General features: G+C 68.7%; 16 protein-coding genes. 8 read left to right on the top strand and 8 right to left on the bottom strand.

Annotation, left to right across the window (positions count from 1 at the left end; all coding sequences use genetic code 11):
- The first annotated feature begins 183 nt into the window (after positions 1-183).
- From CY658_RS15875 to CY658_RS32790, 4 genes are all read left to right on the top strand, one after another.
- Positions 184-1218 (top strand): putative 2-aminoethylphosphonate ABC transporter substrate-binding protein, encoded by a 1035-nt coding sequence (locus tag CY658_RS15875; RefSeq protein WP_101491090.1) that lies wholly within the window; start codon positions 184-186, stop codon positions 1216-1218.
- Between the two features lie 22 nt (positions 1219-1240).
- On the top strand, positions 1241-2314 hold the full coding sequence (locus tag CY658_RS15870) for an ABC transporter ATP-binding protein (RefSeq protein WP_101491089.1): 1074 nt from the start codon (positions 1241-1243) through the stop codon (positions 2312-2314).
- Positions 2315-2626: 312 nt separating this feature from the next.
- The gene (locus CY658_RS15865) at positions 2627-4336 is read left to right on the top strand and encodes a putative 2-aminoethylphosphonate ABC transporter permease subunit (RefSeq protein WP_101491088.1); all 1710 of its coding nucleotides are present in this window, start codon (positions 2627-2629) and stop codon (positions 4334-4336) included.
- Between the two features lie 92 nt (positions 4337-4428).
- On the top strand, positions 4429-4572 hold the full coding sequence (locus CY658_RS32790) for a hypothetical protein (protein WP_180838959.1): 144 nt from the start codon (positions 4429-4431) through the stop codon (positions 4570-4572).
- Between the two features lie 40 nt (positions 4573-4612).
- Here the strand turns inward: CY658_RS32790 and CY658_RS15860 are convergent, their stop codons facing one another.
- On the bottom strand, positions 4613-5065 hold the full coding sequence (locus CY658_RS15860) for a GNAT family N-acetyltransferase (protein WP_101491087.1): 453 nt from the start codon (positions 5063-5065) through the stop codon (positions 4613-4615).
- Positions 5066-5166: 101 nt separating this feature from the next.
- Here CY658_RS15860 and CY658_RS15855 point away from each other — a divergent pair, with 101 nt between their 5' ends.
- Complete coding sequence (locus CY658_RS15855; protein ID WP_101491086.1) at positions 5167-6435, top strand: MFS transporter; 1269 nt, start codon at positions 5167-5169, stop codon at positions 6433-6435.
- A 6-nt stretch (positions 6436-6441) separates the two neighbouring features.
- On the opposite strand, the gene CY658_RS15850 is transcribed toward CY658_RS15855, so the two are convergent.
- The 3 genes from CY658_RS15850 to CY658_RS15840 form a co-directional block, all read right to left on the bottom strand.
- Complete coding sequence (locus CY658_RS15850; protein ID WP_143713696.1) at positions 6442-6843, bottom strand: hypothetical protein; 402 nt, start codon at positions 6841-6843, stop codon at positions 6442-6444.
- A gap of 71 nt (positions 6844-6914) precedes the next feature.
- Complete coding sequence (locus tag CY658_RS15845; protein WP_257884885.1) at positions 6915-7298, bottom strand: energy transducer TonB; 384 nt, start codon at positions 7296-7298, stop codon at positions 6915-6917.
- A gap of 61 nt (positions 7299-7359) precedes the next feature.
- A complete protein-coding gene (locus tag CY658_RS15840) occupies positions 7360-8778 on the bottom strand; it encodes an aminotransferase-like domain-containing protein (RefSeq protein WP_101491083.1) in 1419 nt (472 codons plus the stop codon).
- A 99-nt stretch (positions 8779-8877) separates the two neighbouring features.
- On the opposite strand from CY658_RS15840, the gene CY658_RS15835 reads away from it, so the two are divergent.
- The 3 genes from CY658_RS15835 to CY658_RS15825 are packed head-to-tail and all read left to right on the top strand — an operon-like array spanning position 8878 to position 11097.
- Positions 8878-9066 (top strand): DUF2970 domain-containing protein, encoded by a 189-nt coding sequence (locus CY658_RS15835; RefSeq protein WP_056573062.1) that lies wholly within the window; start codon positions 8878-8880, stop codon positions 9064-9066.
- Positions 9066-9791, top strand: coding sequence for a c-type cytochrome (locus CY658_RS15830; RefSeq protein ID WP_101491082.1), 726 nt, complete (start codon positions 9066-9068; stop codon positions 9789-9791). Before CY658_RS15835 ends, CY658_RS15830 begins: the two co-directional genes overlap by 1 nt.
- Before the next feature lie 7 nt (positions 9792-9798).
- On the top strand, positions 9799-11097 hold the full coding sequence (locus tag CY658_RS15825) for a c-type cytochrome (protein ID WP_101491081.1): 1299 nt from the start codon (positions 9799-9801) through the stop codon (positions 11095-11097).
- A gap of 21 nt (positions 11098-11118) precedes the next feature.
- On the opposite strand, the gene CY658_RS15820 is transcribed toward CY658_RS15825, so the two are convergent.
- The 4 genes from CY658_RS15820 to CY658_RS15805 all read right to left on the bottom strand — a co-directional run bounded on the left by CY658_RS15820 (position 11119) and on the right by CY658_RS15805 (position 17306).
- On the bottom strand, positions 11119-12561 hold the full coding sequence (locus CY658_RS15820; protein WP_101491080.1) for an 8-oxoguanine deaminase: 1443 nt from the start codon (positions 12559-12561) through the stop codon (positions 11119-11121).
- A complete protein-coding gene (locus CY658_RS15815; RefSeq protein ID WP_101491079.1) occupies positions 12558-13973 on the bottom strand; it encodes a nucleobase:cation symporter-2 family protein in 1416 nt (471 codons plus the stop codon). The genes CY658_RS15820 and CY658_RS15815 overlap by 4 nt, the downstream gene beginning before the upstream one ends.
- Positions 13974-14111: 138 nt before the next feature.
- Positions 14112-15014, bottom strand: a complete 903-nt coding sequence (locus tag CY658_RS15810) for a LysR substrate-binding domain-containing protein (protein ID WP_101491078.1) — start codon at positions 15012-15014, stop codon at positions 14112-14114.
- A 48-nt stretch (positions 15015-15062) separates the two neighbouring features.
- Entirely contained in the window at positions 15063-17306 is a 2244-nt protein-coding gene (locus tag CY658_RS15805) for a phosphocholine-specific phospholipase C (protein WP_101491077.1), read from the bottom strand.
- Positions 17307-17316 lie beyond the last annotated feature (10 nt).

The following is a 17316-nucleotide window of genomic DNA, read 5'->3' as shown; positions in this document are numbered from 1 at the left end:
CTGAAGCCGCCCGCGTCACCCCGTCGACATGACAGCCGTGTGACGCCCACGACCGCGCCGTGGCATCTCTGTGTCATGTGACAAACCTTTGTCACATACCGCTGCGAGCATCGCTGCGTTCACGGCCCCGGCCGTGTTTTCTTTTTGCGTACACCGCCAGTTCTTACCTCGAGGGAATCTCCCATGCTGCATCGTCGTCTGATGTGGGCCGCCGTGCCCGCCGCCCTGTTCTCGCTGGCTTTTGCCGCATCGGCCCAGGGCCGCACCGAGCTGCTGGTCTACACCGCGCTCGAAGCCGACCAGGTGCAGGCCTACAAGGCCGCCTTCGAAAAGGAGAACCAGAACATCGAACTGAAGTTCGTGCGCGACTCGACCGGCATCGTCACCGCCAAGCTGCTGGCCGAAAAGGCCAACCCGCAAGCCGACGTGGTGTGGGGCCTGGCCGCCACCTCGCTGATGCTGCTCGACAAGGAAGGCATGCTCCAGCCCTACGCGCCCAAGGGCCTGGAGGCCATCAAGCCCACCATGCGCGACACCGCCAACCCGCCGAAGTGGGTCGGCATGGACGTGTGGTCGTCGGCCATCTGCTTCAACACCGTTGAAGCCACGAAGAAGAGCCTGCCCAAGCCCACCAGCTGGGCCGACCTGACCAACCCGGTCTACAAGGGCCAGATCACCATGCCGAACCCCGCGGCCTCGGGCACCGGCTACCTCATGGTGTCGGGCTGGATCCAGATGATGGGCGAAGACAAGGCCTGGAAGTACATGGACGCGTTGCACCAGAACATCGGCGTGTACAGCCTGTCGGGCAGCAAGCCCTGCCGCCAGGCCGGCGCCGGCGAGTTCGCGCTCGGCATGTCGTTCGAATACCGCGCCAACAAGACCAAGCGCGACGGCGCCCCCATCGACATCGTGCTGCCCAAGGAAGGCCTGGGCTGGGACATGGAAGCCACCGGCATCATGAAGACCAGCAAGAAGCAGGACGCCGCCAAGGCCCTGGCCGACTGGGCCGTGACCAAGCAGGCCAACGAGCTCTACGCGAAGAACTTCGCCGTGCTCGCGCTGCCGGGCATCCAGGAAAAGCTCGAGTTCGTGCCGGGCGACGTCGAGAAGCTGCTGGCCAAGAACGACTTCAACTGGGCTGCCGCCAACCGCGACCGCATCCTGACGGAATGGTCGAAGCGCTACGACGCCAAGGCTGAAAAAAAGCCGATGTGATCGGGATTCCGGGTAGCCGCACATGACCAGCTTTCTCTCTCTTCGCGGCATCGGCAAGTCCTTTGGCGCCGCGCGCGTGCTCGACGGCATCGACCTGGACATCGAGCCCGGCGAGTTCGTCTGCCTGCTCGGTCCTTCGGGCTGCGGCAAGACCACGCTGCTGCGCATCGTGTGCGGCATCGAACGCGCCGACAGCGGGCAGATCCTGCTCGGCGGCCAGGACATCGCGGGCCTGCCGCCCGCGGCGCGCGGCTTCGGCGTGGTGTTCCAGTCGTATGCGCTTTTCCCCAACCTCACGGCTGCGCAGAACATCGCCTACGGCCTGCACCCCACGGGCGCCTTGGCGCGCGAGATGGCCAAGCGCTCGCGCGAAATGCTCGACCTCGTCGGGCTCACCGCGCATGCCGACAAGTACCCCGTGCAGCTCTCGGGCGGCCAGCAACAGCGCATTGCCCTGGCGCGCGCGCTCGCGCCCAACCCGCGCCTGCTGCTGCTCGACGAGCCGCTCTCCGCGCTCGACGCGCAGGTGCGCGCCACCTTGCGCAGCGAGATCCGCGCGCTGCAGAAGCGCCTGGGCATCGTCACCATCATGGTCACGCACGACCAGGAAGAAGCCCTCTCGATGGCCGACCGCGTGGTGCTGATGCACAACGGCCGCATCGAGCAGGCCGGCACGCCCGACGAGCTGTACCGCCAGCCGCGCACCCGCTTCGCGGCGGGCTTCGTGGGCCGCATGAACATGCTGCCCGCCACCGTACTGGCCGACGGCAAGGTGCGTGTGCGCGACAGCGAACTGTTCTGCGCACCGGGCAACCTCAGCGTGGGCTCGCAAGCCACCGTGGGCATCCGCCCCGAGCATGTGGTGGTGAAGCGCTTCGGTTCCGAACTCGGCACCAACAGCTTTGCTGCGCGCCTGCTCGACACCGAGTTCTTCGGCAACCGCACCTCGGCGCGATTGGCCTGCGAGCCGCTGGGCATCGAGATCGAAGCCGAGCTGCCCGCCGATGCGCGCAGCGGCGGTGAAGAGCCGCTGGTCCCGAGCAGCATGGTGCACATCCAGCTGCCCTTGAATGCGCTGTCGGTGCTGGCGCACTGAGATGCGACCGTGCCTTCCGGCCGTGGGTCATTCAGGGCGCAATCCCGCCGACGGGGTACCTTGCTCCGCGAATGTCCCCCGGCCTGCGGCCTCCTCCTTTATTTCGCTGCGCAAGGCACCCCATCGACGTGAGCGTTGGACAGTGCGGCCGTTGATCGAACAGCACCACGACCGCGCTCGGTGTGCACAGGACACTGGGTGCTTCCCGCAGCGAAATAAAGGAGGAGGGCGAAGCCCGGGGGACATTCGCGGAGGGAAGTACCCGGTGGCCTGTGCACGCGCCCTGAACAACGACACCAAAAGAAGAACAACATGAGCACCCCTTCCGAAGCCCTCGCCCCGATCGCAACACCGCGCACGATGCATTTCGACCGCGAGCGTTGGCTCACCGGCGCCGCCGTGCTGCTCGTCGTGTTGCTGCTCGTCGTGATCGTCGCGCTCCCTGTCGGCGCACTCGTCGGCCAGAGCTTTTACGACCGTACTGGCAACTTCGTAGGCCTCACCAACTTCGCGCGCTACTTCGAAAACCCCGCGCTCGTGCAGTCGGCCTTCAACAGCGTCGCCCTCGCGGTGATCAGCGCCGTGCTGTGCACCTCTATCGCCTACGTGTACGCCTACGGCCTCACGCTGTCGTGCATGCCCGCCAAGGGCCTGCTGCGCGCCGTGGCGCTCATGCCGCTGCTGGCGCCCTCGCTGCTGCCGGCCATCAGCCTGATCTACCTGTTCGGCAACCAGGGCCTGTTCAAAGGGCTGCTGGGCGACCTGTCGATCTACGGCCCGCTGGGCATCGTGCTCGGCTCGGTGTTCTGGACGTTGCCGCATGCGCTGCTGATCCTCACCACCGCCATGGCCACGTCCGACGGGCGTTTGTACGAAGCCGCGCAGACGCTGGGCGCCTCGCGCTGGCGCATCTTCCGCACCGTCACGCTGCCGGCGTCGTGCTACGGCCTCATCGTGGCCGCGATGGTCGTGTTCGTGCTCGTCATCACCGACTTCGGCGTGCCCAAGGTCGTGGGCGGCCAGACCGGTGTGCTCGCGACCGACATCTACAAGCAGGTGGTCGGCCAGCAGAATTTTCAGATGGGTGCGGTGGTCGGTCTCGTGCTGCTGATCCCGGCGGTGCTGTCGTTCCTCGTCGAACGCCGCGTGCGCCGCAAGCAGGCCGCGGCGCTGTCGGCGCGCGCCACGCCTTATCAACCTGAACCCGTGAAGTCGCGCGACCGCGCACTGCTCGTGTTCTGCACGCTCACCGCCTTCGCCATCGTCGTGATGATCGGCATGGCCGTGTTCGCCTCGCTCGCCAGCTACTGGCCCTACAAGCTCACGCCGTCGCTGAAGAACTACGACTTCAGCAACATGGACGGCGGCGGCTGGGGCAGCTACGGCAACTCGCTGCGCCTCGCGCTGTACGCGGCCGTGGCGGGTGCGCTCGCCACCTTCGTGTCGGCCTACTTCGTGGAGAAGCCGCGCCACTTCGGCCTGCTGCGTGAGCTGCTGAACCTGCTGGCCAACCTGCCGCTCGCGGTGCCGGGGCTCGTGCTCGGCGTGGGCTACATCTTCTTCTTCAACTCGGCCTTGAACCCGCTGCACGGCATCTACGGCGGCATGTCGATTCTGGTGGTCTGCACCGTGGCGCATTTTTTCTCGGTGGCGCACCTCACGTCGCTCACCGCGCTGCGCCAGCTCGACCGCGAGTACGAGCTGGTGTCCGAGTCGATGGGCGTGCCGTTCTGGCGCACGCTGTGGCGCGTGCACCTGCCGGTGGCGCTGCCCACTGTGCTCAACGTGGCGGGCTACTTCTTCGTCAACGCGATGACCACCGTGTCGGCCGTCGTGTTCCTCTACTCGCCGCAGACCACGCTGGCCGCCATCGCCGTGCTCAACATGGACGACGCCGGCGACGTGGCGCCCGCGGCCGCCATGGCCTCGCTCATCATGCTCACGGCCGCCGTCGGCCGCGGCCTGTTCGCGCTGGCCGGGCATGGGGCGTTGAAGCGCACGCAGGCCTGGCGACAGCGGTGACGAGCAACGCAGCCGCCTGACAGCGGCGGCGCCATGCCGATTGGCGCTACGTCCGACTTGACGCGCGATACCGCGGGCTTAGCATGCGCCGCATGAGAAGCACAGCCTTTGTTCTTCTGTTGTGTCTCGGCCTGCTGACAGCGGCCTGTGACGGCAAGCGCAAGCCCGGTGTGCCGGTGCCGAAGGCCTTGTCGTCGAGCTTCGTCGTCGTCATGCCCGCGCCATTCGTGGGCTGAGGCTGCCGGGCGTTGACGCGCACCGGCCACGGGCTACGTCTCAGGACGGGACGTACGCCAGCACTTCATCGCCCGCCGCATCGAATTCGCCCGTGGGCTTCCAGCCCAGGTGCCGGTAGAACCCGTGCGAGCGCACCTGCGGATCGGGCGAGCAGCCAAGAAAGAGCCGCTGGAAGCCGAGCCCTTTGAACTCATCGACCATCAACGCGAGCAGCGCCTTGCCGATGCCCTGGCCTTCGTGCGAAGGCAGCAGCGCCAGCACGGCGATCTCGCCGGTGTCACGGTCGCCGAAGCAATAGCCCGCCAGTTCGCCATCGACGAGGGCGACGTAGCCGGGCAGCGAGCCATCAGCGATGCTGGCCTGCCAACTTTCCAGCGTGATGCCGAGCGCCCTCAGGTCTTCGACGGAGAAGGCGTTCTCTCGCGTGCGGCCGCGCAGTTCGATGCACGCGGGCGTGTCTTCAGGCACGGCCTGTCTGTAGGTGATTTGCATGCGTTGGGTTCTCGAGGGCGTGCGCAGCAAGCGACGCAGCCTTCCGCGAGAATGCCACACGACATGCGCCGCCCGATGCATGCGTGGAGAGACAAAAAAGAATGAAGACGACACACGACACAGCCATCGTCCACCAGCCCGATTCGCGCTACGCCATGGTGCGCCTGGCCCTCACGCTGCTGGTCATGACGGTCGGCAGCAGCGGCATGTATGTGGTGTCGGTCATGCTGCCCGCCGTGCAGGCCGAGTTCGGCGTGGCGCGCGCCGATGCCTCCATGCCTTACACGCTGCTGATGCTGGGCTTCGGCTTCGGCGGCGTGCTCATGGGCAAGCTGGCGGACCGCGTCGGCGTGATGAAGCCGCTGCTGATGGGCTCTGTCTTTCTCGCCGCAGGCTACATCGCCACGGGTCTGTCGCAAGACATCGTGTCGTTCACCATCGCGCAGGCGCTGCTGGTCGGCCTGCTCGGCAGCTCGGTGGCCTTTGCGCCGCTGGTGGCCGACACCTCGCTGTGGTTCGTCAAGCGGCGCGGCATTGCGGTGGCAGTGTGCGCCAGCGGCAACTACCTCGCGGGCGCCGTGTGGCCGCCCATTGCACAGCACTTCGTCGAGCAGGTGGGGTGGCGCCAGACCTACGTCGGCATGGGCATCTTCTGCGGCGTGACGATGGCGCTGCTCGCGCTCTTCTTCCGCGCGCGGCCGCCGGCACTGGCGGAGGTGGCGCCGGTGTCGCACGTTGCGGGCAGCACCCTGGTGCGCGACATGACGCGCCCCTTCGGCCTGAGCCTGGGCACGGCGCAGGGCCTGCTGTGCGTGGCGGGTGTGGCCTGCTGCGTGGCGATGGCGATGCCGCAGGTGCACATCGTGGCGTACTGCGGCGACCTGGGTTATGGCCCGGCGCAGGGCGCGATGATGCTGTCGCTGATGCTGGGCTTCGGCATCGTGAGCCGGCTGGTGTCGGGCGCCATCTGCGACCGCATCGGCGGGCTGCGCACGCTGATGCTGGGCGGCCTGCTGCAGTGCGTGGCGCTGCTGCTGTTTCTGCCCTTCGACGGGCTGGTGCCGCTGTATGTGATCTCGGCGCTGTTCGGCCTGTTCCAGGGTGGCATCGTGCCCTCGTACGCGATCATCGTGCGCGAGCACTTTCCGCCCAAGGAGGCTGGTGCGCGCGTGGGCACGGTGCTGATGTTCACGCTGTTCGGCATGGCGCTGGGCGGCTGGATGTCAGGCAAGGTGTTCGACCTGACGGGCAGCTACCACGCGGCCTTTTTGAACGGCATCGGATGGAACCTGGTGAACGTGAGCATCACGGCGTTCCTGTTGTTCAGGGTGAGCCGGATGCGGCGGGGTGGGGTGGCTGTGGCGGCTTGAGGGCCTCTAACCGACCGCGTACGAACTCACATCGTCGGACGAAGAGATCTCGATCGTCTGGTCGTTCGCGAATCGGAACAAGACGCGGCTTCCTGACGGAAGCGCGTCCATCTTGATATCGGTCAGGTCTTGGCCGATGACTCGGGCCATCGATCCTACGTCGACGTGGGGGTAGTCCCAGGCCTCCTCTTCAATACGCCATGGCTGTGGCTGCTCGCTGTACGCACTCCATACGATCGCTTGAATCTCGAGAGCCAGGCTGTACCACCTGCCACCCAACTTCACATAGGTCCGGTTGGCCGTGCAAATGGTCTTGCCATCGGCGCGGAAGCCCTCGCAGATGAAGGCTTCGCATCGTTGAGGAAAGTCGGGCGGCTTGCCCACCAAGTCAAAGTCGATTTCATGCATGCAGGTCATGCCTCGGATGCGATGCGTTTGATGCATCGAGCCCACGAAGGTCGTTCACAACGCACCACCTCCTAATTGAACGTCGGCTGCTGCGGCGGCGACGTGATGAAGAACCGGATCGGCACTTCCCGCCACACCACCGTGCCGTCGTCCGGCGTCGGCTTGAAGCGCCATGTGCGAACGGTCTCGACGGCCGAGCGGTCCAGCCGTGCGTGGCCGCTCGATTCCTTTACTTCGACGCTCGCCGGCAGGCCGTCGGGCGTGGTGCGCACGCGCAGCAGCACCATGCCTTGCTCTCCGTTCATCCGCGATTCGGCCGGGTAGGGCGCGTTCGGATTGGGTGGCTGCGGCGACCACTCGCCGGGTGTCGACGGTGGTGCCGCGCAGGCGGTCAGCAGGGCGGCGGTGGCGCCCACCATGAGCGCGTGGGCGAAGGGCCGGGGTGGAGTCTTCATCGCGTCTTCCTGTTTGAATTCAAGGCGAACCGGCCGAGTATCGGCGACACCTTCACCGACCTCAGGCCGCGTCCGCGACCAGTCGCCCGAGCGTCTGCAAGGCCTGCTCGCTGTGCGCATCCCACGCATGCCCGTAGTTCAGCCGCAGGCAGTTCGCGAACGCGCGCGTCGCCGAGAAGATCGGCCCGGGCGCCACGCTGATGCCGCGCTCCAGCGCCAGGCGATGGATCTCCAGCGCATTCACCTGCGGCGGCAGCTCGACCCACAGGAAGTACCCGCCCAGCGGTCGCGTGGCGCGTGTGCCCGCCGGAAAGTAATGTCCCACGGCCTGCGCGAAGGTGGCCTGCTGCATCGCCAGCGTCTGGCGCAGCTTGCGCAGGTGCTTGTCGAAGCCGCCCTTCTCGAGGTAGTCGGCCAGCGCCAGTTGCGCGGGCACCGAGGTGCTGAGCGTGGTCGTGAGCTTTTGCCGTGCCACCTTGCGCGCGAAGCGCCCGGCCGAGGCCCAGCCGATGCGGTAGCCGGGCGCCAGGCTCTTCGAGAACGACGAGCAGTGCAGCACCAGCCCCTGCGTGTCGAAGGCCTTGGCCGGCGGCGGGCGGCGCTCGCCGAAGTAGAGCTCGGCGTACACGTCGTCCTCGATCAGCGGCAACTCATGGCGCGCGAGCAGTTCGACGAGCGCCTTCTTCTTCGCGTCGGGCATCAGGCTGCCGAGCGGGTTCTGGAAGGTGGTCATGAGCCAGCAGGCGGTCGGCTGGTGCGCGGCGATGGCCTGCGCCAGCGCGTCGAGGTCGATGCCTTCACCCGGGTGCGTCGGCACCTCGATGGCGCGCAGGCCCATGCGTTCGAGCGCCTGCAGCGCGGCGTAGAAGGTGGGCGACTCGACGATGACTGCATCGCCCGGCCGCGTGACGGCCGAGAGGCAGAGGTTGAGCGCCTCGAGCGCGCCGTTGGTGACCACGATCTCCTCGGCCGGCACGGGCAGGCCGTCGGCCAGGTAGCGCAGCGCGATCTGGCGGCGCAGGGCCGCGCTGCCGGGCGTGAGGTCGTCCACGGTGCGCCACGGGTCGAGCGACTTGGCGCTGGCCGCCATGAACTGGCCCAGCCGCGCCAGCGGAAACAGCAGCGGGCTCGGAAAGGCCGAGCCGAAGGGCACGACCTGGCGCGACATGCTGGCTTCGAGGATGTCGAACACCTGGTCGCTCACCTCGAGCGCGCGCGGGCCTTCGGCCGGGCGCGAGGTCAGGGTGGTCTCGGGCGGCGCGTCGCGCAGGCCGCCGCCGGCCACGTAGTAGCCCGAGCGGTCGCGTGCGCGCACCAGCCCGCGCGCCTCCAGCAGGTAGTAGGCTTGGAACACGGTGGAGGCGCTCACGCCGCGGCTGCTGCCCGTGTGGCGCACGGAAGGCAGGCGGTCGCCGGTCTTGAGGGTGCCGTTGCGGATCGAGGCCTCGATGTCCGAGGCCAGGGCTTCATAACGCTTCATCGGGGGGCCGTTGTCATTCGCGGGGACTCTAATCTGATATGGTGAATCGAGCTGGATCTGCATCTGTTTTTTTTGACCCGTTTGCGCGACAGTGGAGCCATGTTCAATCTGATGCGCGCGGTGCGCGCCGTACTCTGGAGCTTCATCGGGCTGGGCGGCCGCCGGGCCGACGCCGACAAGCGGACCGCCCAACTGGGCATCCTGCCGCTGATCGGCGTGGGGCTGTGCATGGCCCTGCTGTTGATCGCGGGCCTGCTGGCCCTGGCGCATTTCGCGGCAGGCACGTGATGAAGGCCGTGCTCCATCGCGCAGCGCTGGCCCTGGCGCTGCTGTTGCCGCTTGCGCCTGTCATGACGCGCGCAGCCACCACCACCGTGCCCGACACCATCGAACAGCGCGTGGCCGCCTGCATCGCCTGCCACGGGCGCGAGGGCGCCACCACCAACGCCGGCTTCTTCCCGCGCCTGGCGGGCAAGCCCGCGGGCTACCTGTTCAACCAGCTCGTGAGTTTTCGCGACGGGCGCCGCTTCAACAGCGACATGACCTACATGGTCCAGCACCTGTCGGACGACTACCTGCGCGAGATGGCCGACTACTTCGCGAACCTGTCGCTGCCGTACGCGGCGATCTCGCCGCAGAGCGACGCCTCGCCCGAGCAGCTGCGCCGCGGCCGCCAGCTGGCGCTCGAAGGCGATGCGGCGCGCAACATCCCGGCCTGCGTGCAGTGCCACGGCGCCGCGCTCACGGGCGTGCAGCCGGCCATTCCGGGTCTGCTGGGTCTGCCGCGGCTGTATGTGTCGTCGCAGCTCGGCGCCTGGCTCACCAAGGAGCGCCACGCGCCCGCGCCCGACTGCATGGCGCAGATCGGCCAGCGCATGACCACCGCCGACATCAACGCCGTGGCCAGCTGGCTGGCCGTGCAGCCGATGCCGGCCGACACCCGCCCGGCCGCCTCGCTGCCCGCGCCGTTGCCCGTCACCTGCGGCGGCATGCCGACCGCAGCGAAACCCTGAGAACCCGATGACCGCGCGATTGAGACATTTCGGCTGGGCCCTGCTGGGCCTCGTCACCCTGGCGGCCGTGTTGGCCGGCGTCGTGCTGGCGCTGAACCTGCGCGGCGAAGACCCGCTGCCCGAACGCGCCGAAGCCTTCGACGCCACGCCGCAGCTGGTCGAGCGCGGGCGCTACCTCGCGCTGGCGGGCAACTGCGCCGGCTGCCACACCACGCGCGGCGGCCAGCCCTATGCGGGCGGCGTGCCGCTCGAAACGCCGTTCGGCACCATCTACGCGACCAACCTCACGCCCGATGCGACGCACGGCATCGGCGGCTGGAGCAGCGCGCACTTCTGGCGCGCCATGCACAACGGCCGCAGCAAGGACGGGCGCCTGCTGTACCCGGCCTTCCCGTACCCGAACTTCACGCAGGTCACGCGCGAGGACTCCGACGCCCTCTACGCCTACCTGCGCAGCGTGGCGCCCGCCGCCACGGAAAACCAGGCGCACCGCCTGCGCTTTCCGTACGACACGCAGGCCGCGCTCGCGGTGTGGCGCGCGCTTTCGTTCAAGCCACAGCCCTTCGTGGCCAACGCGAACAAGCCGGCCGAATGGAACCGCGGCGCCTACCTGGTCGGCGGGCTGGGCCACTGCATCGCTTGCCACGGCAGCCGCAACTCGCTGGGCGCGACCGAAACCAAGCTCGGGCTCTCGGGTGGGCTCATCGCGGTGGAGAACTGGTACGCGCCTTCGCTCGCCGATCCGCACGAAGCGGGCGTGGCCGACTGGCCCGCGGCCGATGTCGTGGCGCTGCTCAAGTCGGGCACCTCCCCGCGCGGCTCGGTGATGGGCCCGATGGCCGACGTCGTGTTCCGCAGCACGCAGTACCTGAGCGACGCCGACCTGGGCGCGATGGCGATCTACCTGAAGGACCTGCCCGAGGCCGTGAAACAGGACGCGCCCGAAGCCCAGAAGGCCCCCGCCGCCCCGCTGCGGCGCGACGCCGGCGCGATGGTGCGCGGCGCAAGAATCTACGACCAGCGCTGCGCCTACTGTCACGGCGACCAGGGCCAGGGCGCGGCCGGGGCCTACCCACCGCTCGCGGGCAACCGCGCGGTGACGATGGCGCGGCCCACCAACCTGATCCAGGTGGTCGCGCACGGCGGCTTCCTGCCCGCGACGGCCGGCAACCCGCGCCCCTACGGCATGCCGCCGTTCGGTCACGCGCTCGACGCCACCGAGGTGGCCGAGGTGCTCACCTACATCCGCGGGTCGTGGGGCAACAACGCAGCGCCCGTCACGCAGCTGGACACGATGCGCCGCTGACGCGCACGGCGCACCGCTTTTTCAGGCGGTGTGCGGATGCCGCGCGCTTTCGTACAGCGTGCGCGCCAGGTCGCGGTGCGTGGCCAGCAGCGGCGCCAGCTCGAAGCCGGTGAAGCGCCCGTCGCGGATACGGACCACGCCGTCGATCACGCTCAGCGCCGCCGCCACCGGCGTGCAGAACACCAGCGCCGCGACCGGGTCGTGCCACGCGCCTGCGTGGTCGACGCCGCGCATGTCGAAGGCCACGAGGTCGGCCGACATGCCCGGTGCGAGGGCGCCGATGTCGTCGCGCCCGAGCACGCGGGCGCCGCCGACCGTGGCGATCTCCAGCGCCTCGCGCGCCGTCATGGCGGCGGGGCCGTAGCCCACGCGCTGCAGCAGCATGGCCTGGCGCGCCTCGCCCAGCATGTGCGCGCCGTCGTTCGACGCGCTGCCGTCCACGCCCAGGCCCACGGGCACGCCCGCGCGCCGCATGGCCCCGATGGGCGCGATGCCCGAGGCCAGCCGCATGTTCGAGCACGGGCAGTGCGCCACGCCGGTGCCGGTGCGCCCGAAGAGCGCGATGCCGGCGTCGTCGAGCTTCACGCAGTGCGCGTGCCACACGTCGGGGCCCACCCAGCCCAGGTCTTCGGCGTACTCGGCCGGCGTCATGCCGAACTTCTCGCGCGAGTAGGCGACGTCGTTGTCGTTCTCGGCCAGGTGCGTGTGCAGCGACACGCCGCGCGCGCGTGCCAGCTCGGCCGACAGGCGCATCAGGTCGCGCGACACCGAGAACGGCGAGCACGGCGCGAGCACGATGCGGCGCATCGCATGACGCGCGGGGTTGTGCCAGCGGTCGATGAGCCGCTCGCTGTCGCGCAGGATCGCGGCCTCGGTCTCCACCACCTCGTCGGGCGGCAGGCCGCCGGCGCTGCGGCCCACGCTCATGCTGCCGCGCGCGGCGTGAAAGCGCATGCCCATGGCGTCGGCGGCCTCGATCGAATCGTCGAGCCGCGACCCGTTCGGGAACAGGTAGAGGTGGTCGCTGGTGGTGGTGCAGCCCGAGCGCATCAGCTCGGCCATGGCGGTCTGCGTCGACACGCGGATCATCTCGGGCGTGAGCCGCGCCCACAGCAGGTACAGGTGAGTGAGCCAGCCGAAGAGCTCCGCGTCCTGCGCCTCGGGCACGGCGCGCGTGAGGCTCTGGTACATGTGGTGGTGCGTGTTGACCAACCCCGGCATCACGACGTGGCCGTGCATGTCGATGGCCTCGGCCTGGCCGCTGCACAGCGCGTCGAGGTACGGCGCCGGCAGCTCGGCCGTGGCGCCCACCCAGGCGACGGCGGGGCCGTCCATCACCACGGCGCCGTCGGCGATCTCGCGCCGGGCGGCGTCCATGGTGACGAGCACGTCGGCGTGGCGGACGATCAGCAGCGGCGGGCGCTGCTGCGGTTGCGAGGAAGAAGATGGATGTTGAAAAGTCATTCGGAGCCGTGCGAAGTGCGCGCCGCCATCGCGAAGGACCGTTCCTTCGACAGCACGCCGTTGTAGAAAAGATTGAGCAGCACCGCGGCCAGCGTGCCCAGCACGATGCCGCTGTGCGTCAGCGGATGGGTCCAGGCGGGGAAGTGCTGGAAGAAATTGGGCGACAGCGTGGGGATCAATCCGAGCCCGATCGAAATGGCGATCACGTACAGCGCGTGGCGGTTCTGCGCATAGTCGATCGCACCCAGGATGCGCACGCCCGTGGCCGCCACCATGCCGAACATCACGATGCCCGCGCCGCCGAGCACGAACTGCGGCACCGAGGCCACGATGTGCGCGATCTTCGGAAACAGCGCCAGCGCAATCAGCATCAGGCCACCGCCCGCCGCCACGTAGCGCGAGCGCACGCCCGTCACCGTGACCAGCCCCACGTTCTGCGAGAACGAGGTGTAGGGGAAGGTGTTGAACACCCCGCCGATGACAGTGCCCAGCCCGTCGGCGCGCAGCCCGCGCGTGAGCGCGTCGGTCGTCACCTTGCGGCCGGTGATCTCGCCCAGCGCGAGGAACATGCCGGTCGATTCGACGAGCGTGATGAGCATCACGATGCACATCGAGGCAATGGCCGTGAGCTCGAAGCGCGGCAGGCCGAAGTGGAAGGGCGTGGTCACGGCCATCCAGCTCGCTTCTTCGAGCCCGTCGAAGTGCATGCGCCCGAGCGCCAGCGACACGCCCACGCCGAACACGATGCCCAGCAGCACCGCGATGTTGGCGATGAGGCCCTTGCCGAAGCGCGTGATCGCGATGATCACCGCCAGCACCGCCGCGGCAATCGCCAGGTTCACCGGCTCGCCGTAGGCCGGGTTGGCCACTGCGTGCGCCACGCCGTCGATCATGCGGGTCGCGGTGGGCTGGCCGCCGGCGGCCCAGTTGATGGCCACGCCCATGAGCGACACGCCGATCAGCGTGATGACCGTGCCCGTGACGAGCGGCGGAAACACGCCCAGCACCCGCCCCATGAGCGGTGCGACGAGCATGCCGAACACGCCCGCCACGATGGTCGCGCCGTAGATCGCGGGCAACCCGAGCGACGGGTCCATGCCGATGGCGATCATCGGCCCGACCGCCGCGAAGGTCACGCCCATCATCACCGGCATGCGGATGCCGAAGCGCCAGAAGCCGATGGCCTGCACCAGCGTGGCAATGCCGGCGGCGAACAGGTCGGCGTTGATGAGGAAGGCGATGTCGGCCTTCGAGAGGCCGAGCGCACCGCCCACGATGAGCGGCACGGCCACCGTGCCCGCGTACATCACGAGCACGTGCTGCAGGCTCAATGCGCCGCAACGGGCGAGCGGAAGCTTCTGGTCGACCCCTTCGCCGTCTCCTGCGGGGGTCTTTTTATCGTTCGAGAACATGGGAACCTTTCCTGCCGATGAACCGGCGCGGCAGTCTAGGAGCGATGTCTTTGCACATGCAAAGTCAATAAATGACGCGCCCTGTGCACAAAAAGTGGACGGTCATCGCAAGGGCTGCCAGAGCGGATGCGCGCGGTTTCAGGGCGCCAGCAGGTCGTCCAGGCAGGCCACGACATGGTTCGCGAACAGCTCGGCCGCGGCGCTCGGCGGCTGCGCGGCGCGGGTCTCGAGCGTGAGCGTCTGCGCGCCCAGCGTGGTGTCGCGCAGCGGCACGAAGACCAGCGTGCCGTCGTTGCGCTCTTCGTCCACGTCCAGGCGGTTCAGCAGCGTGATGCCGCCGCCGTCGCGCACCAGCCGGCGCATCAGCGCGGTCGAGGTGGTCTCGACCACCGGCGACACGCGGATGGCCGAGCGCTCGAACGCGGCGTCGAGGATCGGGCGGATCGACAGCGAGGGCGCGGGCAGGATCAGCGGGTAGCCCACGCACTCCGCCAGCACCGCCGTCGCATGCGCCGTGAGCGGATGGCCCGGCGGCACCACCGCGCCGATCGGCCACTCGCTGCTGAACAGCGTGCGAAAGCCGGCCGTGCCGGGCACGTCGTAGGCCAGCGCCAGGTCGGCATCGCCTTCGGCCACGCTGCGCAGCACGGCCGCGATGGGCAGGCCGAGCAGCTTGAGCTGGATGCCCGGGTGCGCGGCGCGAAAGCGCTGCACCACAGCGGGCAGGAAGGCGTCGGCCAGGCCGGCCGTGGTGGCCAGCGTGACCTCGCCCTGGCGCAGGCCGCGCACGTCCTCGATGCGCTGGCGCACGAGGTCGAACTCGCGCAGCGTGCCGCGCGCATGCGCCAGCACGATCTCGCCCACGGGCGTGAGCTTGAGCGTGTTGTGGATGCGCTCGAACAGCGGCGCGCCCAGTTCTTCCTCGAGGTTGAGGATCTGCCGGTTGACGGCCGTGGGCACCACGTGCAGCTGCTCGGCCGCCTTGCGGATCGAGCCCGCGCGAACCACCTCGACGAAGTACCGAATGACCTTGGCGTGCATGAATTCCCCCGCGCCACTGGCGGGCGCGGGAGGATCATGCCTACGTCTTCAAAGGTCGGGCAAGCCCATCGCCGGATCGCTGACCGTGTGCTTGCCGGTTTCCACGCGGCCGGCAAAGCGGCGGTAGAAGGCCGGGTCGCTGTCGCAGGTGACGGCGAAGTCGTACCACTGGCCGCTGGCGGCGAGCTCCCAGTGCTGTTCGGCCTGCGCGCCGCCGTTCACCGTCGCGGTCCACGGGCCGTCGTCGCGGTAGGCCTTGGCGCGCACCGTGAACTTGCACGCGGCCTTGCCGTCGTTGCGCATCTGCAGGTACACGTTGCCGTTGGCGATGTCGTAGCAGACACGCACCTCGGGCGCGGCCACGCCGCCCGCGCGCAGGCGGTTGAGGTCGCCCTTGAAGTGGCGGTGGTAGCCGTTGGGGCCGAGCACCCAGAGGTCGTAGAAGCCGCTGTTGTCGGTGGCCGCGGCCCAGCTGTCGTCGAGCGTCTTGCCGGGCTCGACCATGTAGCGGCGCGGCAGGCGGTCGAGGTTGAGCTTGTCGTACACATGGAACACGGCGGCCGCCTTGCCGGTGTTCGAGAAGATCAGTTTCACGGTGCCGGTGAGGGTGTCGGCCCTGGCGCTCGTGTGCAGCTCGTAGGGCAGGGCGCGCGACGGCCGCGTGCCGGTGGCCTGGCGCGGCAGCTGCGGGTCGGTCGGCAGCGGCACCTGCGGCAGCGCCTGCTGGTCGTTGCGCACCTTGTCGGCATCCGTTCGGCTCAACTTGCCTGCGAGTTGGGGCGGGGCCTCGGTGTTCGGCGTGGCGAAGTTGAAGGCGCTCGTGAGGTCGCCGCACACCGCGCGCCGGAAGGGCGAGATGTTCGGCTCCTTCACGCCGAAACGCGTTTCCAGGAATTGCAGCACCGAGGTGTGGTCGAAGGCCTGCGAGCTGACCCAGCCGCCGCGGCTCCAGGGCGAGATCACATACAGCGGCACGCGCGGGCCGGGGCCGAACACGCGGCCGTCGGGCGCGGGTTGCGAGGTGCTGCCGTCGGGCGCCGGCTGCGTGAAGTACTCGGGCTTCAGTGCGTCGGCGGCGAGCGTCGTCTTGCCGGCCGGCGTCTTGTCGGAGTTGAGCGAGGGCGCCGACGGCGAGGGCATGTGGTCGAAGTAGCCGTCGTTCTCGTCGAAGTTGACCAGCAGCACGGTCTTGCTCCAGACCTCGGGCACGGCGGTGAGCGCATCGAGGATTTCCTGGATGAACCACGCGCCCTGCACCGGGCTGGATGGCCCCGGGTGCTCGCAGTAGGCCGAGGGTGCGTTGATCCAGCTCACCTTCGGCAAGCGGCCGGCCTTGATGTCGCGCCGGAACGCGTCCAGGTAGTCCTCGGGCTTGTCGCCGGGCAGCGTGTTGGCGATGCCCTTGTAGAGCGGGTTGCCCGGGTTGTCGCTGGCTGCGTCGTAGGCGTGGAAGGGAAGCTTCTGGCCTGTGTCGGAAAACGGTGCCTTGTAGTAGCCGCTCGTCACCGGGTAGGGCGATGCGCGGTTGGCGCGGCGGAACTGGCGGAACGCGCCCAGCATGTTGTCGCCCCATTCGTCGGGCATGTTCTGGTAGCAGATCCAGCTCACGCCGGCGTCTTCGAGGCGCTCGGCATAGGTCTTCCACGTGTAGCCGGTGTCGACCTTGCTGGGGGTGGCGTCGAGCCAGTCCCACTCGTTGGTGACGAAGGCCACGTTCTGCGCGGTCGGCCCGTTGGTGCCGGTGATGTGGAACGAGCGGTTCGCGTCGGTGCCGGTGTGCATGGCGCAGTGGTACGCGTCGCACAGCGTGAAGGCATCGGCCAGCGCGAACTGGAACGGCACCTCGGCCTGCTTGTGGTAGCCCATGGCCTTGGGCGTCTTGTAGCGCGCCCATTCGTGCATGCGGCCACCGCCCCAGGCCTGCTGGCTGTCGTCCCAGTCGTGCGGCGTGCCGCCGTCGCGCTGCGCATTGCCCTTGCGGCTGTCGAAGTGGTACGGCAGCACCACGTTGCCGTCGGCGTCGCTCTGCTGCCAGACGTTGAGGCCCTTGGGCAGCGGAATGGGGAAGCGGTCGCCGAAGCCACGCACGCCGGCGAGCGTGCCGAAGTAGTGATCGAACGAACGGTTCTCCTGCATCAGGATCACGACGTGCTCGACGTCGTTGATCGTGCCGGTCTTGTTGTTGGCCGGAATGGCCAGGGCGCGTCGGATGCTCGGCGGAAAGGCCGAGAGTGCGAGCGCGGCGGCACCAGTAGTGGCGGTGCCGGTGAGGAAGCTGCGGCGGGAGCTCATGGTGTCACCC

This window comes from Variovorax sp. RO1 (assembly GCF_002849325.1).
Classification (GTDB): domain Bacteria; phylum Pseudomonadota; class Gammaproteobacteria; order Burkholderiales; family Burkholderiaceae_C; genus Variovorax.
This window is presented reverse-complemented; position numbering and strand designations above follow the sequence as displayed.

Bases quoted from the DNA above. Each gene is read 5' to 3' on its own strand.
- CY658_RS15875 (WP_101491090.1), top strand. From the start codon at position 184: ATGCTGCATCGTCGTCTGATGTGGGCCGCCGTGCCCGCCGCCCTGTTC.
- CY658_RS15870 (WP_101491089.1), top strand. From the start codon at position 1,241: ATGACCAGCTTTCTCTCTCTTCGCGGCATCGGCAAGTCCTTTGGCGCC.
- CY658_RS15865 (WP_101491088.1), top strand. From the start codon at position 2,627: ATGAGCACCCCTTCCGAAGCCCTCGCCCCGATCGCAACACCGCGCACG.
- CY658_RS32790 (WP_180838959.1), top strand. From the start codon at position 4,429: ATGAGAAGCACAGCCTTTGTTCTTCTGTTGTGTCTCGGCCTGCTGACA.
- CY658_RS15860 (WP_101491087.1), bottom strand. From the start codon at position 5,065: ATGCAAATCACCTACAGACAGGCCGTGCCTGAAGACACGCCCGCGTGC.
- CY658_RS15855 (WP_101491086.1), top strand. From the start codon at position 5,167: ATGAAGACGACACACGACACAGCCATCGTCCACCAGCCCGATTCGCGC.
- CY658_RS15850 (WP_143713696.1), bottom strand. From the start codon at position 6,843: ATGCATGAAATCGACTTTGACTTGGTGGGCAAGCCGCCCGACTTTCCT.
- CY658_RS15845 (WP_257884885.1), bottom strand. From the start codon at position 7,298: ATGAAGACTCCACCCCGGCCCTTCGCCCACGCGCTCATGGTGGGCGCC.
- CY658_RS15840 (WP_101491083.1), bottom strand. From the start codon at position 8,778: ATGAAGCGTTATGAAGCCCTGGCCTCGGACATCGAGGCCTCGATCCGC.
- CY658_RS15835 (WP_056573062.1), top strand. From the start codon at position 8,878: ATGTTCAATCTGATGCGCGCGGTGCGCGCCGTACTCTGGAGCTTCATC.
- CY658_RS15830 (WP_101491082.1), top strand. From the start codon at position 9,066: ATGAAGGCCGTGCTCCATCGCGCAGCGCTGGCCCTGGCGCTGCTGTTG.
- CY658_RS15825 (WP_101491081.1), top strand. From the start codon at position 9,799: ATGACCGCGCGATTGAGACATTTCGGCTGGGCCCTGCTGGGCCTCGTC.
- CY658_RS15820 (WP_101491080.1), bottom strand. From the start codon at position 12,561: ATGACTTTTCAACATCCATCTTCTTCCTCGCAACCGCAGCAGCGCCCG.
- CY658_RS15815 (WP_101491079.1), bottom strand. From the start codon at position 13,973: ATGTTCTCGAACGATAAAAAGACCCCCGCAGGAGACGGCGAAGGGGTC.
- CY658_RS15810 (WP_101491078.1), bottom strand. From the start codon at position 15,014: ATGCACGCCAAGGTCATTCGGTACTTCGTCGAGGTGGTTCGCGCGGGC.
- CY658_RS15805 (WP_101491077.1), bottom strand. From the start codon at position 17,306: ATGAGCTCCCGCCGCAGCTTCCTCACCGGCACCGCCACTACTGGTGCC.